The 19,661-nt window shown below is 71.4% G+C and carries 15 protein-coding genes and 1 tRNA gene; 3 read left to right on the top strand and 13 right to left on the bottom strand.

The genetic code is table 11. The features are described from left to right. Positions 1–21 precede the first annotated feature (21 nt). Positions 22–1,596 (bottom strand): succinic semialdehyde dehydrogenase, encoded by a 1,575-nt coding sequence (locus ACYU7L_RS19465; protein WP_460800225.1) that lies wholly within the window; start codon positions 1,594–1,596, stop codon positions 22–24. Positions 1,597–1,611: 15 nt separating this feature from the next. Continuing rightward, positions 1,612–3,234, bottom strand: coding sequence for a GMC family oxidoreductase (locus tag ACYU7L_RS19460; protein WP_460800224.1), 1,623 nt, complete (start codon positions 3,232–3,234; stop codon positions 1,612–1,614). 139 nt (positions 3,235–3,373) lie between these two features. Here ACYU7L_RS19460 and pdxY point away from each other — a divergent pair, with 139 nt between their 5' ends. Next, positions 3,374–4,225 (top strand): pyridoxal kinase PdxY, encoded by an 852-nt coding sequence (gene pdxY, locus ACYU7L_RS19455; protein WP_460800223.1) that lies wholly within the window; start codon positions 3,374–3,376, stop codon positions 4,223–4,225. Positions 4,226–4,250: 25 nt separating this feature from the next. Here the strand turns inward: pdxY and ACYU7L_RS19450 are convergent. Continuing rightward, positions 4,251–4,323 (bottom strand) — tRNA-Thr (locus tag ACYU7L_RS19450). Between the two features lie 43 nt (positions 4,324–4,366). Next, positions 4,367–5,140, bottom strand: coding sequence for a sulfotransferase family protein (locus tag ACYU7L_RS19445; protein ID WP_460800222.1), 774 nt, complete (start codon positions 5,138–5,140; stop codon positions 4,367–4,369). A gap of 107 nt (positions 5,141–5,247) precedes the next feature. Between ACYU7L_RS19445 and ACYU7L_RS19440 the strand changes: the two genes are divergently transcribed. Then, a complete protein-coding gene (locus ACYU7L_RS19440; RefSeq protein ID WP_460800221.1) occupies positions 5,248–6,459 on the top strand; it encodes a DUF4032 domain-containing protein in 1,212 nt (403 codons plus the stop codon). Positions 6,460–6,624: 165 nt separating this feature from the next. On the opposite strand, the gene ACYU7L_RS19435 is transcribed toward ACYU7L_RS19440, so the two are convergent. The 9 genes from ACYU7L_RS19435 to cysS form a co-directional block, all read right to left on the bottom strand. Continuing rightward, a complete protein-coding gene (locus ACYU7L_RS19435; protein WP_460800220.1) occupies positions 6,625–7,194 on the bottom strand; it encodes a hypothetical protein in 570 nt (189 codons plus the stop codon). Between the two features lie 2 nt (positions 7,195–7,196). Next, complete coding sequence (locus ACYU7L_RS19430) at positions 7,197–8,930, bottom strand: choice-of-anchor P family protein (protein WP_460800219.1); 1,734 nt, start codon at positions 8,928–8,930, stop codon at positions 7,197–7,199. Continuing rightward, on the bottom strand, positions 8,927–9,634 hold the full coding sequence (locus ACYU7L_RS19425) for an ABC transporter ATP-binding protein (RefSeq protein ID WP_460800218.1): 708 nt from the start codon (positions 9,632–9,634) through the stop codon (positions 8,927–8,929). Before ACYU7L_RS19425 ends, ACYU7L_RS19430 begins: the two co-directional genes overlap by 4 nt. Further along, positions 9,631–10,491, bottom strand: a complete 861-nt coding sequence (locus ACYU7L_RS19420; protein WP_460800217.1) for an ABC transporter ATP-binding protein — start codon at positions 10,489–10,491, stop codon at positions 9,631–9,633. The genes ACYU7L_RS19425 and ACYU7L_RS19420 overlap by 4 nt, the downstream gene beginning before the upstream one ends. Next, positions 10,472–12,544 carry an ABC transporter permease gene (locus ACYU7L_RS19415; RefSeq protein WP_460800216.1) on the bottom strand — a complete coding sequence of 691 codons (2,073 nt, stop codon included), beginning with the start codon at positions 12,542–12,544 and terminating at the stop codon, positions 10,472–10,474. The genes ACYU7L_RS19420 and ACYU7L_RS19415 overlap by 20 nt, the downstream gene beginning before the upstream one ends. 4 nt (positions 12,545–12,548) lie before the next feature. Continuing rightward, entirely contained in the window at positions 12,549–13,919 is a 1,371-nt protein-coding gene (locus ACYU7L_RS19410) for an ABC transporter substrate-binding protein (protein WP_460800215.1), read from the bottom strand. Between the two features lie 396 nt (positions 13,920–14,315). Beyond that, a complete protein-coding gene (locus ACYU7L_RS19405) occupies positions 14,316–15,836 on the bottom strand; it encodes a metallophosphoesterase (RefSeq protein WP_460800214.1) in 1,521 nt (506 codons plus the stop codon). A 17-nt stretch (positions 15,837–15,853) separates the two neighbouring features. After that, positions 15,854–16,804: a 23S rRNA (guanosine(2251)-2'-O)-methyltransferase RlmB gene (gene rlmB, locus ACYU7L_RS19400; protein ID WP_460800213.1), complete on the bottom strand. Its 951-nt coding sequence runs from the start codon at positions 16,802–16,804 to the stop codon at positions 15,854–15,856. Then, positions 16,804–18,225, bottom strand: a complete 1,422-nt coding sequence (gene cysS, locus ACYU7L_RS19395; protein ID WP_460800212.1) for a cysteine--tRNA ligase — start codon at positions 18,223–18,225, stop codon at positions 16,804–16,806. Before cysS ends, rlmB begins: the two co-directional genes overlap by 1 nt. A 95-nt stretch (positions 18,226–18,320) precedes the next feature. Between cysS and ACYU7L_RS19390 the strand changes: the two genes are divergently transcribed. Continuing rightward, the gene (locus ACYU7L_RS19390; protein WP_460800211.1) at positions 18,321–19,661 is read left to right on the top strand and encodes a C39 family peptidase; all 1,341 of its coding nucleotides are present in this window, start codon (positions 18,321–18,323) and stop codon (positions 19,659–19,661) included.

Here is a 19,661-nt window from a genome sequence, read left to right as displayed (position 1 = left end):
GCCGCGGGACCCAGTCGGGCGCTAGCGGATCCCCAGCTTCCGCATCATCGCCAGCCCCTGCAGCTGCTTCTTCGCCGCGTCCGCGAACGGCACGTCGTCGGGCGTCTGCATGACCTGCTTCTTGAGCACGCCGATGTTCTGGCAGTCGGTGTACTTCAGCAGCCCCTGGTCGCCGTGCCGCGCGCCGACGCCGGACTGCTTGACCCCGCCCGAGGGCGTCCCCTTGGAGGCGTACGCCGTGGCGAGGATGTCGTTGACGTTGACGTTGCCGGCCTCGATCCGCTTGGCGACCCGGATCGCGTGGTCCAGGTCGGCGCTCCACACGCTGGCGTTGAGCCCGTAGTCGGTGTCGTTGGCCAGCCGGATCGCCTCCTCCTCGGTGCGGTAGCGGTGCAGGGCGACCACCGGCCCGAACGTCTCGCACGAGCCGGTCAGCATGTCCGTCGTGACGCCCTCGAGGATCGTCGGCTCATAGAACGCCGGCCCGATGTCGGGTCGGGTGCGACCGCCGGTCAGCACCGTCGCCCCCTTGGCGACGGCGTCGTCGACGTGGGAGGCCACCCGGTCACGGTGGTCGACCGAGACCAGCGAGCCGACCTGCGGCCCGAAGTCGTACGCCGCGGCGATGCGCAGCCCCGTGGTCTTGGCGACGAAGCGGGCCTTGAACTCGTCGTAGACCGAGTCGTGGATGTACATCCGCTCGATGTGCATGCAGATCTGGCCGGTGTTGCCGAAGGCGCCGAAGACCGCCGCCTCGACGGCCTCGTCGAGATTGGCGTCGGGCAGCACGATCATCGGGTTCTTGCCGCCCAGCTCGAGGCAGCAGCCGATCAGGTTGCGCCCGGCGCGCTCGCCGATGGTCCGCCCGGTGGCGGTGGAGCCGGTGAACATCACGTAGTTGGCGTTGTCGATCAGCGTCGGCCCGACGTCGGGGCCCTCGCCGCACACGACCTGGAGCAGACCCTTGGGCAGCCCGGCCTCCTCGAGCAGCGCGAAGCCGTAGAGCGGGGACAACGCGGTCTTGTTGTCGGGCTTGACCACCACGCCGTTGCCGGCCATCAGGGCGGGCATCGCGTCGGAGAGCCCGGTGGCGAAGGGGAAGTTCCACGGCGCGATGATCCCGATGACCCCCTTGGGCTGCCGGATCTCCATCGACGAGGACACCATCGGGATCGGGCCGGGCCGCTTCACCGGACGCAGCAGCTTGGGCGCCCGGCGCAGGTAGTGGCTGATCACCATCGGGACGTCGCAGGTCTCCTCGAACGCCATCCGTCGGGCCTTGCCGCTCTCGGCCTGGATGAGGTCGACGATGGTCTCGTTGTGCTTGATCAGCAGCGCGTGGAAGCGCTTGAAGACCGCGAGGCGCTTCTTCAGCGGCCACTGCGACCACTCGCGCTGCGCGGCGCGCGAGGTCGCGAAGGCCTGGTCGATGTCGGCGGGCGTCGACTGCGGCAGTTCGACGAGGACCTCACCGGTGTAGACCTCGGTGAGCTTCCAGGTGCCGCCGGCGGTGGACGGCACCCGCGCGACCAGGCGCTGGAGGAACGAGTCGGTCAGGGAGGCGGGGCGCTGCAGGGCTACTGGTGCTGAGGTCATCTGAGAACTCCGGTATCAGCCGTTGAGGACGAGGTCGGCGCACTTGTCGCCGATCATGATCGAGGGCGCGTTGGTGTTGCCGCCGATGATCGACGGCATGATCGAGGCGTCGGCGACGCGCAGCCCCTCGACGCCGCGGACCTTGAGGTCCGGACCCACGACGGCCCGCTCGTCGACGCCCATCCGGCACGACCCGACCCCGTGGTAGACGGTGGTGGCGCGGTTGAGGACCTCCGCGCGCATGGCCCGTGCGTCGTACTCCTTGCCGGGGTGCATCTCGCTGACCACGTTGTCGCCGAAGGCGGCGCTGCGCATGATCTCGCGGATGATCTCGACGCCCTCGACCAGCACGTCGCGGTCGGACTGCTCGGCGAGGTAGTTGAAGTCGATGAGCGGGGCGGAGCGCGGGTCCGGGTTGGCGAGCCGGACGGTCCCGCGGCTCTTGGGGTAGATCAGCGTCGACATCACCGTCAGGGCGGTCCGGGTGTCGACCTTGTGCCGCACCGGCGCGTCCTGGTTGGGCGAGGGGTAGGCCCAGGGCAGCACGTGGATCTGCAGGTCGGGCACGTCGGTGGCCTGCGAGGTGCGCACGAACGCGGTCGACTCGAAGACCGAGTTGGCCAGGAACGACGACGCGGTGCGCGTGAGCTCGCGGGCCAGCCCCTTGGCGAAGTAGGCCGGGGTGCCGCGGTGCAGCGAGTTCTTCATGTGGAAGGTCAGCGGCACGAACATGTGGTCGTGCAGGTTGTCGCCGACCGGCAGGTCCGCGCGGACCGCGAGCCCCATCGAGTCCAGGTGGGCGGCCGGGCCGATCCCCGAGAGCATCAGCACCTGCGGCGACCCGAACACGCCGGCCGAGAGGATGACCTCCTTGCCGGCGCGGATCACCCGGCGCTCGCCGGACTTGTCGATCACCTCGACGCCGGTGGCGCGGCCGCTCTCGACCAGGATGCGCGCGACGTGCACCTCGGTCTGCACCGAAAGGGTGGGCAGCTCCTGGTTGTGGATGTAGCCGCGCGAGGCGCTGTAGCGCAGCCCGTGGTGGATGCTCTGCTGGAAGTGGCTCACGCCCTCCTGCGACTCCGCGTTGTAGTCGTGCAGGATCTTCACGCCGAGCGTGTCCGCGGTCGCCTGGTCGAACTGCTCGGAGGCCTCGGTGCGGCTCGTGTGCCGGGTGACCTTGATCGGCCCGCCGGCGCCGCGGTAGTCGTTCGCGCCGTCCTCGAAGTCCTCGACGCGCTTGTAGACCTCGTTGACCTCGTCGGCGCTCCACCCGTGGTTGCCCTCGGCGGCCCAGGCGTCGTAGTTGGCACGGTTGCCGCGCACCCACAGCATCCCGTTGACCGAGCTCGAGCCGCCCAGCACCTTGCCGCGCGTCTGCGGGATCCGGCGGCCGAGCGCGTGCTCCTGCGGCACGGTGTAGTAGCCCCAGTCGACCGGCTTCTTGATCTGCGGCACCGAGTGCATCGGGCCGATCATCCCGGGCTTGGTGACGATGAACTGGGTGTCGCGCTTCCCGGCCTCGATCAACACCACCGAGGCGCCGGAGGCGGCCAGACGGGCGGCCACGGCGCACCCGGCGCTACCGGCTCCCGCCACCACGTAGTCGGCTTCGTTCACCAGCTGCTGCTTGGCCATGGATGTCCTCGCTCGGGGCACGTCGTACTGTCGGTATGTGATCGCGAGCACAATGTAACAAGTTCTAGTTTTGTCGTACAGGGGTGTCCGCGGATGCGTCGCGTTCCTGGCTCGTTGACCCACAGGAGAGGATGGGGCCGTGAAGATCCTGTCGATCCAGTCCTCGGTCGCCTACGGCCACGTCGGCAACTCCGCCGCCGTCTTCCCTCTCCAGCGCCTCGGCCACGAGGTGTGGCCGGTGTTCACCGTGCACTTCTCCAACCACACCGGGTACGGCGCGTGGCGCGGGCCGCTGCTGCCGGCGGAGGACGTGCGCGAGGTCATCACCGGGATCGAGGAGCGCGGCGTGCTCGGGCAGGTCGACGCGGTCCTGTCGGGCTACCAGGGCGGCGAGGACATCGGCGACGTGATCATCGACGCCGTCGCCCGCGTCAAGGCGGCCAACCCGCGCGCGACGTACACCTGCGACCCGGTGATGGGCAACGCCAAGTCGGGCTGCTTCGTCAACCCGGCGATCCCCGTGCTGCTGCGCGAGCGGGTCGTGCCGGTGGCCGACGTGATCACGCCCAACCAGTTCGAGCTCGGCTACCTCACCAACACCGACCCGAGGACGCTCGACGACGTACTCGCCTCGGCCGACCTGGCGCGGGCGATGGGGCCCTCGACGATCCTGGTCACCAGCGTCGAGCGGGAGGGCCGGCCCGAGGGGACCATCGAGATGATGGTCGTCACCGGCGACGGGGCATGGATCGTGCGGACCCCGCTGCTGCCGATGAAGGCCAACGGCTCGGGCGACGTCACCGCCGCGCTCTTCACCGCGCACCTCGGCGAGACCGGGGACCCGGCGCTCGCGCTGGCGCGGACGGCCTCGTCGGTCTTCGACCTGCTGCAGAACACCCTGGACTCCGGCGAGCGCGAGCTGCAGCTGATCCAGTCGCAGGAGACCTTCGCGACGCCGCGGATGCAGTTCGAGGTCAGCCGGGTGCGCTGACGCCCCTCTCCCCGGCATTGAAGGGAGCCGCGTGACGGGATCGAACCGACGACCTTCCGTTTACAAGACGGATGCTCTACCAGCTGAGCTAACGCGGCGCGGCCGCCGTGGCGGCGCGGGCTCATCGTAGTCGGCGGAGGCCTACCGTCCGTCGACGGGCAGGCCGCGGGCCTGGCGGAGGAGCCGGCCCCAGACCTCCAGGTCGGCGTGCTCGCGGACATAGTCCGCGTCCTCCGCGGCGAGGGCGCGCTCCTTGTCCCGCACCTGGGCGAAGCGCGCGTGCGCCGACCGGAAGCCGGCGCCGGTCTCGGCCGTCCCCTCGAGGCCGAGCCAGTCGAGCAGCTCCGCCCACCGGCCCCCCTCCGGGTCGCCGAAGAACGACGCGTGCTCGACGACCGTCACCTGGGCGGGGTCTCGGCGCAGCGCCCGCAGCAGCTGCTGGTTCGACCGGTTCCACCGGCGTACGGCGGCCTGGGCGTCCTGGGCCACGGGCCAGTTCGGGTCGCGGGGGTTCTTGGCCCGGGCGTCCCAGGAGGCCGCGACCTCGGACACCTCCCGGACGATGGCGACGACACGCGCCCCGGGCACGGCCTCCAGCAGCGCCTGGACGCGGGTGTGGGTCTGCTTGTCGCCCACGTAGCGCGCGTGGTCGAACTTGGCGGCCATCTCGTCGTAGTGCGCCCGCCAGGTCGCCCCCGCCTGCGGCGTCAGGTTGGTCAGGCCGTCGTCGAAGTCGAAGAACCGCTCGCGCGAGAACAGCGCCGGGCTCATCTCGTGGATCCGGTCGCGCCTCCCGAGCAGCTTGAAGCGCTCGATGCCCAGCACGATGCTCGGGTGAGCGGACAGCAGGCTTCCGAGGGCGGTGGTGCCGGAGCGGCCCAGCCCGAGCAGGAACAGCGGCTCAGCTGTGGTCACAGGCGTCCCTTCGTCGTCATGCGGCCGCGCTCGCGGCGCAGCCAGCCTAGTGCGCCTCCGGCCCGGTCGGCCGCAGCCACCGAACGCAGGGTCTAGTGTGCTGAACCATGGCCCTGCGCATCGTGGCCGGGCGCCCGGACCCGGCGCTGCTGAGACTCCCCTGGTCCACTCCGCTCGAGGAGTGGACCGACGACTACGTCGTCCCGCTGCCCCGCGGCCTCTCCCGGCACGTCGTACGCATCATCCGGCTCGGCTCCAGCACCTATGCCCTCAAGGAGACCGTGGAGCCGATCGCCTTCAAGGAGTACCGGCTGCTGCGCGACCTGCAGCACCTGGAGCTCCCCGCGGTCGCGCCGCGCGGCGTCGTCACGGGCCGCGTCGACGAGAACGGCGAGGAGCTGCCGGCGGTCCTGATCACCGACCACCTGCGCTTCTCGCTGCCCTACCGCAGCCTCTTCGCCCACGGCACGACCGCCGACAGCCTGCCCTCGCTGGTCGACGCCCTCGTGGTGCTGCTGGTCCGGCTGCACCTGACCGACTTCTACTGGGGCGACGTGTCGCTGTCCAACGTGCTCTTCCGTCGCGACGCCGGCGCGTTCGCGGCCTACCTCGTCGATGCGGAGACCGGCGAGCTGCGCACCAGTCTGTCGGACCAGATGCGGGCCTACGACGTGACCGTGGGCTGCGAGAACGTCTTCGCCGAGCTCCTCGACCTGCAGGCCAGCCAGGCCGTCGACGAGGTCGAGCCGCACGAGATCATCGAGCGCATCGAGCGGCGCTACCAGGAGCTGTGGACCGAGCTCACCAGCGCCGAGGAGTTCACCGCCCACGAGATGTGGCGCATCGAGCAGCGCATCGAGCGCCTCAACGACCTCGGCTTCGACGTGGACGAGCTCGACATCGTCACCGACTGGGACGGCGACAAGGTGGTCATCCAGCCCAAGGTCGTCGAGCTGGGCCACCACCGCCGGGAGCTGCAGTCCCTCACCGGTCTCGACGTCCAGGACAACCAGGCCCGCCGACTGCTCAACGACATCGCCGCCTTCACCGCCTACCACGACCTCGGCGGCGAGGACCGCGCCCTGGTGGCCAACCGCTGGCTGACCAAGGTCTACGAGCCGATCACCCGGATGGTCCCGCCGCAGGCGCGCGGCAAGCTCGAGCCGGCCGAGGTCTTCCACGAGATCCTCGTGCACCGCTGGTATCTCTCCGAGCAGGCCGGCCACGAGATCGACATCTTCGAGACCGCCCGCGACTACATCGCCCGCTATCTCACCCAGCGCCCCGATGAGGACCTCACCACCCCGCCGGAGGACTGAGGGCGGGGGCCCCAGGAGCCTCCCGTTTCACGAGTTAACTCGTGAAACGGGCACTTCCCACGTGAAGGTTCACGTGGGAAGTGCCCGTTTCATGTGGTCAGTACGCCGCGTGTGCCGGCGCGCCCGAGTCCTTCGGGGAGCGCGCCGCCGACCCCAGGACCGACCTCAGGGCCGGCAGACCCGGCACTCGGTCAGGTGGCCGTTGTCCTCGCCGACCGGCTTCAGGTCGGTGCGGTGCGCGACCAGCGAGCAGTCCCGGCGGTGCAGCGTCGTGCCGTTGCCGGCGACGACCGGCAGCGCGGAGACGTCGACGCCGTCGCCGCGGATGTCGACCGAGCGCGAGGTGACGTCGGCCAGGACGAGCAGCGTGTCGGCGAGCCGCTTGGCGGAGTCGCGCTGGTCGGCGGTGATCCGGGCCAGCCACGCACCGAAGTAGAGGAACCCGCCGCAGAACGTCAGCCCCAGGCCGAGCAGCCCGCCCGAGACGAGGTAGGACAGCTGGTCGTACTGGTACGGCGTGTGTGCCGCGCCGTACCAGCCCAGCACGATGACGACGAGCCCGAGCGGCAGCAGGATGGCGCCGGCGAAGAACAGCACGACCTGGAGGATGCGATAGCCGTTGTCGCGCAGCGGCGCCGCGCCGTTGGTCCCGCCGCGGGCGCCGGCCTTGGGCAGCAGGGAGAGCTGGGGCTCGGGTCGGACGCCGGCTCCGGAGCTGATGGGTGCAGTGGTCATGGTCATGCCTTTCGCAGGTCGGGAAGACCGGTCTCGAAGCCGTGGGTGCAGGCGCCGCCCCCACCGAGGACGATCGCGCCGATCCGGCGCAGCCAGGTGCCGGCGGCGATGGCGCCGAGGATCCCGCCGAGCGTCAGCGCCCCGGGGATCGTGGTCAGGTCGGGAAGCCCCGCCGACGTGAGCTGGGTGTCGGCCGGCAGGTCGCCGTCGGCGCCGGCGGCCGACCCCTCCGTGCCCTCGGTCCCGGGGGTGCCCGGGGTGCCGGCCGTGCCCGTCGTACCGCTGCCGGCTCCGCCGCCGGAGGCCGCGGCGCCGGTCCCGGTGCCGGCGTCCGGGGCGTCCGCTCCGGGCACATCGCCCGGGTCGACCTCGGGCATCGGGACGCCCTGGACGGTCTCGGTCTCGGTCTCGGCGTTGCCGAGGGTGAGGACCACCTTGGGCGCGAGCCCGGTGAGCAGGCTCAGCGCGTTCTTCAGCTCGCCGGCCGAGGCCGGGATCGCGTCGACCAGCGCCTGCAGCGGCAGGTCCTTGAGCAGGCCCTTGAGCACCGGGACGTCCAGGACGACCCGCAGCCCCTCCGCCTTGGCGGTGCCGCTCTCACCCTTGACGGTCTTGGTGGCCTTCGGCATCACGATGCGTACGCCGAGTGCGGCCAGCGCCTCGGCCGGGTCGTCGGGCAGGCCCGGGATGTCGGTGGGAGCGCCGGGGAACTCCAACCCCTTGTCACCGAACGCGAGCCGCTGGCCGGCGATCGTGATCGCGCCCACCTCGGAGCTGCTGCGCGCGGTCGCCTTCTTGCCGTTGCTCGTCGACTCCGAGCTGGCGACGACGCCCTCGAGGGTGATCACGCCGCCGAGCAGCGAGACCTCCCCCAGCGTCGAGCGGGCGGTGGTCCGCACCAGATCGCCGCTGGTGAGCGTGCGGCTCATCGAGCTGAGGCCCGCGACGTCGACGAGTGCGGTCAGCTCCGGAGGCAGCCCGGGGAAGGCGTTGGGGGGCGTGCCGCCCTGGTCCTTCGGCGCTGCTGCTGCGGACCCGCCCGGGAGCAGTCCCGCGATCGGCAGTCCGGCCCCGGAGAGGACCCCCGTCAGCTGGGCCAGCGGGCTCTCGGAGCCCCCGCCACCGCCGGGGAGCCCCGGAAGACCGGGCAGCCCGGGCAGACCCGGCGCCCCAGGAGTGGCCCCCTCCCCCGGCTCGACGTCACCGTCCGGGGAGAAGCCCACCCGGGCCACGGTCTCCTTGTCGCTGCTGCTGGTGCGCATGACGAGACCGGGGAACGGCTCGTCCACGTGGCTGCTCTCGCCGCCGGGGGCGGTGGAGTTCACCTGCACGGGATAGCCGTTCTCACCGAGCTGCGGTGGAAGGCCCAGCTGCTCGACGAACGTCTTGAGCCCCTCCCCCACCGGGTCACCGGGCCACAGCCAGCTGCCGCGACCCATGCTGGTCCCGCTCGAGGCCTCGATCACGCTGTAGCCCAGCATCAGCTCGAGCTGAGGCGTGGCCGGGATCGGGATCATCGGCTCATAGATCTCGATCCGGATCGGGGTGGCCCAGGCCTGGGTGCTGTAGCCGGAGAACGCCGGGGCCTTGCCCTTGTCCCCGGTGCTGACTCCCGCCGCCTGGGCTCCCCCGAGGGGGAGGGACGCCGCGAGCAGGCCGGTGGCGAGGAGGAACGGAGCCGTTCTGGCGAGCGTGCGCCCGCCACGGGCGAGGCGGGCTGACTGGGGGCGCTTCATGCGGCTCCTCCGAGGATGACGTCGGACATGGTTTCGAGGATCTCGGCGGGCTCGCCGGAGGCCACCACACGACCACCCGACATCACCGCCGCATAGTCGGAGACGCGCAGGGCGGTCCGAGCGAACTGCTCGATGCACAGGATCGAGACACCACCGGCGGCGATCTCCGCGACGGTGTCGTAGAGCTCCTCCACGATCAACGGGGCGAGCCCCATCGAGAGCTCGTCGAGCAGCAGCAGCGCCGGGTCGCTGGCCAGGGCCCGCGACATGGCGAGCATCTGCTGCTCGCCGCCCGACATCGTGCCGGCGAGCTGGTGGCGGCGCTGGTGCAGCTTGGGGAAGTAGGAGTAGGCGGTGTCGAGGACGGCGGACGACGACACCCCGGCGTACGACATCAGCACGAGGTTCTCCTCGACCGTCAGGTTCGGGAAGACCGAGCGCCCCTCCGGGACCGTGCACAGGCCGAGCCGGGCCAGGTCCTCCGGCTGCACGTCGCGCACGTGGACGCCGCCAAGGTGGACGTCGCCGCTGGTGGGCGCCTTCTGGCCGCTGATCACCTTGAGCAGCGTGCTCTTGCCGGCACCGTTGGGACCGAGCAGCGCCATCACGGCCCCCTTGGGGACCTTCAGGTCGACGCCGCGCAGCACCTCGATCCGACCGTACGACGCGTGGATGTCCACGACGTCGAGGATGGGGACGCTCATGCCACTCCTCCTCCGACGCGGACCGCCGGCAGCTCCTGGGTCAGCTCGGACGCGCTGAGCTCGTCGAGGTCCGCGCGGTGCTGGCCCGCGACGTCCTCGTCGGACCCCTCGTCGGACCCCTCGTCGGACCCCTCGTCGGCATAGCCGAGGTAGGCCTCCTGGACCCGCTTGTCGCTCCGGATCAGTGCGGGCGGCCCGGAGGCGATGATCGAGCCGAAGTCGAGCACGTGGATGTCGTCGCACACCGACATCACCAGGTCCATGTCGTGCTCGACCATCAGGATCGCGCGGCCCTCGTCGGCGAGGTCGCGCAGCAGCTCGCCGAACGCGTCGGTCTCGGTCTCGTCGAGCCCCGACGACGGCTCGTCGAGGAGCAGCAGCTTGGGCTCGGAGGCCAGGCACCGGGCCAGCTCGAGGAGCCGGGCGGTGCCGGTGGGGATCGAGTCGGCCCGCTCCGCGGCGTACGACGCGATGCCGACGCGCTCGAGCAGTGCGTCGATGTCGACCGACGACGGCCGGATCAGGCCGAGCAGGCCGCGGTGGATGTCGAAGGCGACGCGCACGTTCTCCCGCACCGAGAGCGACCCGAAGGCCTCCAGACGCTGGAAGGTGCGCGCCATCCCCCGCTTGGCGCGACGGTGCACCGGAGCTCCGGTCACGTCGCGCCCGTCGAAGCGGACCCGACCGCGGGTCGGCTTCTGCAGGCCGGTGATCACGTTGAAGCAGGTGGTCTTGCCGGCGCCGTTGGGGCCGATCAGACCGGTGATGCGGCCGGGGTCGACGCTGAACCGCGCCTCGTTGACCGCGGTCACCCCACCGAACTGGACGACGACGTCCTCAACCTCGAGTAGCGGCATGCGCGGGCACCTCCTCGGTGAGCTTGGTGAACCTGTCTTGGACGGGCAGGTCGAAGGAGCCGTCGCTGGGTGGCGGAGCCCCGGTGCCGCCGGGGAGGTCGCTGCCGGCGTCGTCGCCGTCCGCGACGACGGCGCTCCCCGAACCCCGGAGGCCCGAGCCCCGGGGGCCCGAGCCCCGAGCACCCGGGACCAGCAGCCCGGCCAGCGGCTCCGGGAGCCGTCCGGCGAGCAGCCGGCCGAGCTTGAAGGCGAGGTTGGCCAGGCCGTTGGGATCGCGACCCAGCGCGACGGCACCGAAGCCGATGACGGCGAAGGCGAGGCCGGCGTACTGCGGGTGGTCGCTCTGGATCACCGGCAGCAGCATCAGGAAGATGCCCCCCACACCCGCTCCGGTGATCGAGGTGACGCCGCAGACCACCGCGAGCAACAGCAGCGGCAGGCTGGCCAGCAACTGGAAGTCGGTGGCGCCGATGGTGCCGCGCAGTCCCGCGAAGAGCGCGCCGGCGAGACCGGCCATGCCGGCCGACATCGCGAACAGCGCCACCCGGAACCAGCGCAGGTCCAGTCCGAGCGTGCCGCAGGCCGCCGGACTGTCGCGCATCGCGATGAGGACCCGCCCCAGCACTCCGCGGCGCAGCTGGAGCAGGACCATCCCCATCAGCAGGAACGCGGTAACCATCACCAGCACATAGCTGCTGGCCCGGGTGATCTCGATCCCGAGCACCGACATCCGCGCCGCTTGGAGCGTGCCGTTGAAGCCGAAGGCGAACGAGGCCTGGAAGACCAGCTTGTCCATCAGGACGCCGAAGGCCAGGGTGCTCAGCGCCAGGTAGAGCCCGGTCAGGCGCAGCACCGGCAGCGCCACGAGGGCGCCCACTCCGGCCGCGATCAGGGCGGCGAGGAAGAGGCCGTAGAGGTTGGGCTCGTCGAGCTTGGCGTAGGCCAGCGCGCCCACCCCGGCGAAGGTGAACTGAGCCAGCGAGACGTGCCCGCCATAGCCGGTGATCAGCACCAGCGACAGCATCACCATCGCGTAGGTCGCCGCCGTGCCGACCAGCAGCAGGTTGGCCCCCGACATGGGGAAGGTGATCGCGGCGGCCAGGAGGAAGACGACGAGGGCCCAGGCTCCGGACCGGGTCGCGGAGGGCACGGCGGCAGAGACGACGCCCTTGACCTGGCCGATGCGCAGCTGGGCCTGGGGCATCGCGATGATCACGGCGAAGAGGAAGAGCGCGGGCACCACCGAGCGGAGGCCGGCCAGGTCGCCCTCGCTGGGCAGGTAGGCCACGGCGTACGACTGCAGGATGCCCAGCCCCATCGCCCCCGCGAAGGTCAGCGGCAGGCTCTTGAGCTTGCCGAGCATCGCGGCGGCGTAGGCGTTGATGACCAGCAGCGTCAGCTCGTAGTACTCCAGGCCCACGAAGGGGCTCAGCAGGATGCCCGCGAGCGCGGCCAGCGAGATCCCGATCGCCCACGACAGGGCCGCCACGCGGTCCGGCTTCCCGCCGTACAGGCGCAGCAGCTCGGGGTTGTCGACCGAGGCCCGCATCGCGAAGCCGATCCGGGTGCGGGTGAGCAGCACGTAGAGCGCGAGCGCCACGATCGCGGAGACGACGATCGTGATCAGCTGGTGTGCCAGGACGTAGGCGCCGCCGATCTGGATGCCGCTGTCGGGCAGGAACATCGGGACCATCCGCGGCTCCGGCGGCCAGATCTGCTGGGCCACGCCGATCAGCCCGACGAAGAGGCCGACGGTGACCACGAGCGACACGCTGACCGGCGCGTCACCCAGGCCGCGGGCGACGAAGCGCTGGATGCCGAAGCCGATCAGCGGGGCGACCACGAAGAGCACCAGCACGAGCGAGAGCCACACCGGCAGACCCTGGCGCTGGCTGAAGTCCCAGAAGGTGAAGGCCAGGACCATGCCGAAGGCGCCGTGGGCGATGTTGAAGACGCGGGTGGTGGTGTAGGTGAGGACGAGCCCGCTGGCCGCGATGGCGTAGGCGGCGCCCGTGAAGAGGCCCAGGATCGTGAAGGACAGCAGCGAGCTCACCGGTTCACCCCCCGATGCCGGAGTTGCTCAGCGGCCCGCACAGGAAGTCGCCCGAGGAGACCTGGCTCCACTTGCCACCCTTGAGCTCGATGAACTTGGTGCACTCGGCCGTCATCTTGGCGCCGACGTCCATCGGCGCGTGCAGGCCGTTGCCGGTCCAGTCCTTGATCTTGGCGAGCTCGGCGACGAGGCTCTGCCGGGTGAGCTTGCCGCCCAGGGCGATCGAGCGCTCGACGAAGAGACGGGCGGCCGACCAGGCGTAGAGGCCGTAGAAGTTGGGCACCGCGCCGGGCTTCACCTGCTGCAGCCAGGAGCGGTAGAGCGCCATCTCCTTGATCGAGGTGTCCTCGAACATCTGGTTGTTCATGTAGACCAACGTGCCGTCGCCGTCGCCGCCGGCCTGCTCGACGTATCGCGCGTCGTACCCGGTGGCGTCGAGGAGGAAGACCTTCGGCGAGAACCCCTGCTGCTTCATCGCCTGCTTGAGGCGTACGGCGTTCTGGTAGTTGCCCATGTACTGCACGACCTCGACGCCCTTGTCCTTCATCTGCTGGACGTAGGGGGCGTAGTTGAACTCGGCGACGTCGATGCCCTGCTCGTAGACGACGTCCCAGCCGTTCATCTCGTAGCCCTTGGCGAAGCTCTTCGCGTTGATCGGCGCGGCGCCGGCGTTGATCCACAGCATCGCGGCCTTCTTGCTCGCGTCGCCGTACTTGGTGTTGATGTACTTCGGGATCGCCGCCGGGATCATGTTCGGGGCCACCGACTGGGCCGAGAAGCAGGTGCTGCAGGCCCGGCGCTCGGGGTTGACCGAGGTGGAGCGCATGTCCGGCAGCCCGCAGCCCTCGGCGACCTTGGCACCGCCCGAGTCGAAGGCCGACATCGAGCCGACCGCGGCGAAGGCCGACTCGCAGGCCTTGGTGTAGGCCTGCTGGTCGGCGCCGGCGTCGGCGCGGCTGTCGAGGAGCGTGACGTCGATCTTGCGACCGCAGACGTCGCCGGTGGAGTTGAAGAACGCCGCGTAGGCGCGGGTGGCCTCCTGGGCCGACTCGAAGATGCCGGGGACCGGGCCGGAGATGTCGGCGATGTTGGCCACGGTGATCTTGCTGTCCGTGATCCCCGTCGTGTTCTTGAAGCCGTCGCAGCTGCCGGCCTTGGTGCCGCCGTCGGCGGCGTTCTCGCCGCTCGCGGGAGCCGCCTCGCCGGGGGCTCCCCCGCCCGAGTCGCCGCCGGCGCCGCCGCCCGTCGTACCGGACGTGCCGTCGGTGCCCGCGGTGCCGCCGGTCCCGTCGGTGCCCGTCCCGGTCCCGTCGGTGCCCGTCCCCGTGCCGGCGACCGCACCGCCCTCGACGCCGGCGCCGGTGCCGGCGCCCATCGAGACCACCTGGTCGGGATCGAGCGTCGAGCCGCACGCGGCGAGGACGATGCACAGCGCCCCGCCGACGACCGCCGTGGCGAGGCTTCTGTTCGGGCCGAGAGGCCTGTGGCCGCTGGGGCCGCTTCGTCGAGATGTCCGCACGAGTCCTGCTCTCCGCCCCCGACAGGGCTGTTTCTGCAACATGTTCCAGTTCGTCAACGAGGCACTGGGACGAAGGTCACACGAGCGGAGCGCATCTTTTTCCGGCGGTCGGTCCTACGCCGCAGCCCCCATGTAACGCGGGGTTACGACAACTGCCACAGCGGTATTTCGCTGTGGCAGAGGACATAACCCCGCGTTACATGGGGGTGGGGCCGCGCGAGATGGCGGCGCGGGGCGGACGGGTGCGGGCCGTCAGCGGGCGGGCGCGGCCTCGACGGCGGGCTCGGTGAAGGTGAGCTCGACGAAGTCGGCGACGTCGAAGCGGCCGTTGGTCTGCAGCAGGACGGCCTGGATGCCGACGGGGCGGCCGTCGCGGTAGGTGATCAGGCTGACCTCCGCGGGGCGGCGGGGCTTGCTGCCGACGGCGATGGCGTACGCCGCCCCGCCGGTGGTTCCGTTGGTGTAGGTGTAGCCGCGCTCCCCCTCGGGGCCGAGCACGAGCTCGGGGCCGGAGCGCACGTGGGTGTGTCCCCCGATGACCAGGTCGGCGCAGCCCGCGTCGAGCACGTCGCTGGCGAGGTTGGCGTCGTGGACGAGGACCGTGGCGACCCGCTCCTCGGCGGCGCACACCTCCTCGGTGAGCTTCTCCTCCACCTCGGCGAAGGTCAGCCCGGTCTCGTCGCGCCAGGCGCCGAGCCCGCTGGAGCGGGGGTCCGGCACGCCGATCAGGGGCGAGCCGCCGGGCCCCTCGACGACCTCGCCGCCGAGCATGTTCCAGCCCCGTTCGGCCAGGTAGTCGCCGACGAAGTCGCCGGAGTCGTGGTTGCCGGTGACCCCGAAGCGGTCGAGGTCGTCGAACGCCTCGTCGAGGGAGTCCAGGCTGAACGCCTCCCAGGGCTTGCCGGTGGAGGTGTCGTCACCGGCGTCGAGGATCACGGTGGCCCCGGCGTTGTCGGCGATCGCCCGCGCCACCGGGTCCATGCCGATGTTGTCGTGGCGGTCGGTGACCAGGATCGCCACCGTCTCGTCCTCGGCCGGCTCGCGCAGCTCGAGGGTCTCGGCCGTCTCGGCCGCCTCCGCATAGAACGACTTGGACTTGTCGAACGTCGACACCGCGCTCTCGAGGAGGCGTCGGGTCTGCTGGGTCGTCACGTCGGCGCGGATCTGTACGTCGGTGGCCTCGGGGGGCAGCGGTACGGCCTCCCCCAGGAACTCCTGCAGCCCGACCCACCGGGCGTCGGACTCGAAGGTCTCGTCGTGCTTCTCCCACGGCTGCCAGCTCAAGGTGAGCGCCACCAGCGACCCGGCGACCACGGCCACCCCGGTCGGGGTCGCCGCCCGGCGCAGCAGGCCGCGGCGCCGGTCGGCGCCCAGCAGCAGCCACAGGCCCACCGGCAGCGCGCCCATCGCGGCCCCGCGCAGCAGTGCGAGCTCGGCCATGTCGACGAGGGTGTCCTCGACCTTCGCGATCTGGCCCTCGGGCTGGCTGGCGATGAACGCGTAGCGACTGATCAGCTCACCGGTCGACTCCGACTGCGTCTTGCCGAGCGTCACGTCGACCCCGATCGGGGCCCCCGAGGGGATCCGGGCGTCCGGCAGGACCGGCCCGGTGCGCAGCACCACGAACGACTCGCGGGTGGGCCGCACCACCGACTCGTGACCGGCGACCACGGTCGTCCGGCTGCTGTTGACGAAGATCAGCCAGGCGGCCCCCAGGGAGCAGACCAGCCAGATGCCGAGAAGGACCGCGGCGCGAAGCCAGCGGCCCTTCATCGTTGCCCGTACCCGGATCAGGCGCGCGCCTGCGCGATGGCGTAGAGGGTGACCGACGCGGCCACACCGGCGTTCAGGGACTCGAGCTCGCGGGCCATCGGGATCGACACCAGCTGGTCGCAGGTCTCGGCGACCAGGCGCCCCAGGCCCTTGCCCTCCGAGCCCACCACGACCACGAGCGGGCCGTCGGCCAGGGCCAGGTCGGGCAGCGACACGTCGCCGTCGGCGGCCAGGCCGATCACCATGCAGCCCGCGTCCTGGTAGGCCTTGAGCTGGCGCACCAGGTTGACGGTCTGCGCGACCGGGACGCGGGCGGCGGCACCCGCGGAGGTCTTCCACGCCGCGGCGGTCATCCCGGCGGCACGCCGCTCGGGGATCAGCACGCCGTGCGCGCCGAAGCCGGCGGCGGAGCGGATGACCGCGCCGAGGTTGCGGGGGTCGGTGACCGAGTCCAGCGCCACGATGAGCGGCTTCTCGCCGAGCTCGGTGGCGCGGTCGAGGAGGTCGTCGGGGTGCGCATACTCGTACGACGGGAGCCGGGCGGCGAGGCCCTGGTGGACCGCCCCCTTCGTGATCCGGTCGAGCTCGCCGCGCGGCACCTCGAGCAGGCTGAGGCCCATCTCGGCGGCCAGGGCGAACGCCTCACGCAGTCGGCCGTCGCGCTCGGCGCCCTCGGCGACGTACACCGCCGTCACCGGGATCTGGGCGCGCAGCACCTCGACCACGGAGTTGCGTCCGGCGACCCACTCGGCCTCGCTGGAGCCGGTCACGCGGCGCTTGGGCGCACGCGGGCCGGTGCGGTCCGCGCGCTTCGCGTCGCGATAGGCCTGGTGGTAGGGCCGGTCCTTCGCCTTCGGCGTCGGGCCCTTGCCCTCGAGGCCGCGCTTGACGCGACCGCCCGAGCCGGCGGTGGGGTTGCCCTTGCCGGTCTTCTTGATCGCGCCCTTGCGCTGGGAGTTGCCTGCCATCAGAGGTTCCACTTCGGTCCGGAGGGGGTGTCCTCGATCTCGATGCCGGCGGCCTTGATCCGGTCCCGGATCGCGTCCGCGGCGGCGAAGTCCTTCGCCGCCCGAGCCGCGGCACGCTGCTCGAGGAGGCCGGCGACGAGGACGTCGACGGCGTGGGTGAGCTTGTCTTCTGTGTCGCCGCCTGCGGCGTTGCCCCAGGCGGGGTCGGTCGGGTCGAGGCCGAGCACGTCGAGCATCGCGCGCACCTGTCCGAGGGCGGTCGCGAGCTCCGGCGAGGCGCCGGCGGTGACCAGCTTGTTGCCGTCGCGGACGGTGTCGTGCAGGACCGCCGTCGCGGCCGGCGTACCGAGGTCGTCGTCCATGGCGGCGACGAACGCGTCGGGGAGCTCGGCCGGTCCGGGTGCGATCGACGCAGCCTCGACCAGCCCCGCGGCCCGCTCGACGAAGCCCTCGATGCGACGGAAGCCGACGGCCGCCTCCTCCAGCGCCTCGAAGCTGAACTCGACGTGGCTGCGGTAGTGCGCGGCGACGAGGTAGTAGCGCAGCTCGACGCCGCGGAAGCGCTCGAGCACCGCCGGGATCGTCAGCGAGTTGCCGAGCGACTTGCTCATCTTCTCGCCGGCGGTGGTGATCCAGGCGTTGTGCATCCAGTACGTCGCGAACGGGTGCCCGGCGGCGCGCGACTGGGCCTGCTCGTTCTCGTGGTGGGGGAAGCGCAGGTCGGTGCCGCCGCCGTGGATGTCGAAGGCGGTGCCGAGGTACTTACCGGCCATCGCCGAGCACTCGATGTGCCAGCCGGGACGCCCCCGGCCCCACGGGCTGGGCCACGACGCGGTGGCGGGCTCGGACTCCTTGCGCGACTTCCACAGGGCGAAGTCGCGCGGGTCGCGCTTGCCCCTCGGGTCCGCGTCCTCCGCGGCCTCCATGTCGTCGATGCCCTGGCGCGTCAGCTCGCCGTACGACGGCCAGGAGCGGACGTCGAAGTAGACGTCGCCGGAGCCGTCGTCGGCGACGTAGGCGTGGTTGCGCTCGATCAGGGAGGAGATCAGCTCGACCATCTCGGGCACGTGGCCGGTGGCGGCCGGCTCGTAGGTCGGCGGCGCGACGTTGAGGGCGGCGTAGGCGGCGCTCAGCTCGCGGTGCATGTCGTAGGCGAGGTTGTACCAGGGGCGGCCCTGCTCGGCGGCCTTCGCCAGGATCTTGTCGTCGATGTCGGTGATGTTGCGGATGAACGTGACGTCGTAGCCGCGCACGCGCAGCCAGCGCTGCAGCACGTCGAAGTTGACGCCCGAGCGGACGTGCCCGACGTGCGGCGCGGACTGCACGGTGAGGCCGCAGACATAGAGGCTGACCTTCCCCTCCTGGAGGGGCACGAAGTCGTGGACAGCGCGGGTCGCGGAGTCGAAGAGCCTGAACGTCACCCGGCCAAGTCTAGGGGTGCGGGCTAGTCGTGCCTGCATCGTCGGAAACCGTGACGCAAGGGACAGCAGTGACCTGAGGAGGTTATCGTCCAACGGTGTCTGTCACCCTCGGTTCTCGCTCCCGCTCCCGTGTCCGCTCCCTCGCGACGGGGCTCGCCGTCGCGGCGCTCGCTCCGATGGCGCTGCTGGCTCCCATCCCGGTCGCAGCGTCGAGCACGGCGTCGTCGGGTCCGGAGGCGACGACCCAGCGCGTCGCACGCACCTCCACCTCCCAGGTCGCCTACCGCGAGTGGTCGACCGACGCCCAGCTCGCCCAGGGCCGCCACCGCGGCGTCAAGGTGAGCGACGGCCGGCTCGTCCTCGACGCGGCGACCACCCGCACCCGCACCCGCGACGGGCGCACCTACCGCGCCGGCGTGTGGCTCTCGCCGTGGACGCGTCCCGGCTTCGGGCTCACCGAGATGGTGGCGTCCTGGAAGGCCACCACCCCCAAGGACTCCTGGATCCAGGTCGAGGCCCGCGGGCGTACGGCGAGCGGGGCCCGGGCGTCCTGGGACACCCTCGCCCGGTGGAACTCCGGGGACCGGTTCCTGCGCCGCGACACCGTGAGCGGCCAGACCGACGACAACGCCAAGGTCAACGTCGACACCTGGCAGGTGACCGCGCCCGAGGGCCTGTCCTCGTGGCAGCTGCGCGTCACGCTGATGCGCCGCGACGGCGCGCGCTCACCCCTCCCGTCGGTCGACACCGTCGGCGCGATGGTCTCCCGGCTCGGGGACCTCTCGCGCGCGGCCACCTCGGCACCCGGGGTCGCGCGCGGGATCACGCTCCCCGTGCCGAGCTACTCCCAGATGGTCCACCGCGGCCACTCCCCCCAGTGGGGCAGCGGCGGCCAGGCCTGGTGCTCGCCGACCTCGACGTCGATGGTGCTCGGCTACTACCGCAAGCTGCCGCCGGCCAAGACCTACCGCTGGGTGGGCAGCGGTCACGTGCACCCGTTCGTGGACCAGGCCGCGCGCCAGACCTACGACTACGCCTACCGCGGCACCGGCAACTGGCCGTTCAACACCGCCTACGCCGCGACCTACACCGGGGCCGCGTTCGTGACCCGGCTGCGCGACCTGTCGGAGGCCGAGCGCTTCATCGCCGCCGGCATCCCCGTCGTGATCTCGGTGTCGTTCTCGTCCGGCCAGCTCACCGGCGCGCCCATCTCCGGGACCAACGGGCACCTACTGGTCGTCGTCGGGTTCACCGAGTCCGGCGACGTCGTGGTCAACGACCCGGCCGCCCCCAACGCCGCCGGTGTGCGACGTACCTATGACCGGGCTCAGGTCGAGCGGGTCTGGCTGGGCGGCTCCAAGGGGCTCGCCTACGTCATCCGTGACGCCGCGCACCCGCTGCCGGCCCGCCCGGCGGGCGTCAACCGCAACTGGTGA

The organism is Nocardioides pacificus (assembly GCF_054775955.1).
The sequence above is the reverse complement of the archived record's forward strand: the minus strand, read 5'-3'. Positions and strand labels throughout refer to the sequence as shown.

Excerpts from the sequence above, each read along its gene's own strand:
- ACYU7L_RS19465 (WP_460800225.1), bottom strand. The coding sequence starts at position 1,596 with ATGACCTCAGCACCAGTAGCCCTGCAGCGCCCCGCCTCCCTGACCGAC.
- ACYU7L_RS19460 (WP_460800224.1), bottom strand. The coding sequence starts at position 3,234 with ATGGCCAAGCAGCAGCTGGTGAACGAAGCCGACTACGTGGTGGCGGGA.
- ACYU7L_RS19440 (WP_460800221.1), top strand. The coding sequence starts at position 5,248 with ATGGCCCTGCGCATCGTGGCCGGGCGCCCGGACCCGGCGCTGCTGAGA.
- ACYU7L_RS19435 (WP_460800220.1), bottom strand. The coding sequence starts at position 7,194 with ATGACCACTGCACCCATCAGCTCCGGAGCCGGCGTCCGACCCGAGCCC.
- ACYU7L_RS19430 (WP_460800219.1), bottom strand. The coding sequence starts at position 8,930 with ATGAAGCGCCCCCAGTCAGCCCGCCTCGCCCGTGGCGGGCGCACGCTC.
- ACYU7L_RS19425 (WP_460800218.1), bottom strand. The coding sequence starts at position 9,634 with ATGAGCGTCCCCATCCTCGACGTCGTGGACATCCACGCGTCGTACGGT.
- ACYU7L_RS19420 (WP_460800217.1), bottom strand. The coding sequence starts at position 10,491 with ATGCCGCTACTCGAGGTTGAGGACGTCGTCGTCCAGTTCGGTGGGGTG.
- ACYU7L_RS19410 (WP_460800215.1), bottom strand. The coding sequence starts at position 13,919 with ATGGGCGCCGGCACCGGCGCCGGCGTCGAGGGCGGTGCGGTCGCCGGC.
- ACYU7L_RS19405 (WP_460800214.1), bottom strand. The coding sequence starts at position 15,836 with ATGAAGGGCCGCTGGCTTCGCGCCGCGGTCCTTCTCGGCATCTGGCTG.
- rlmB (WP_460800213.1), bottom strand. The coding sequence starts at position 16,804 with ATGGCAGGCAACTCCCAGCGCAAGGGCGCGATCAAGAAGACCGGCAAG.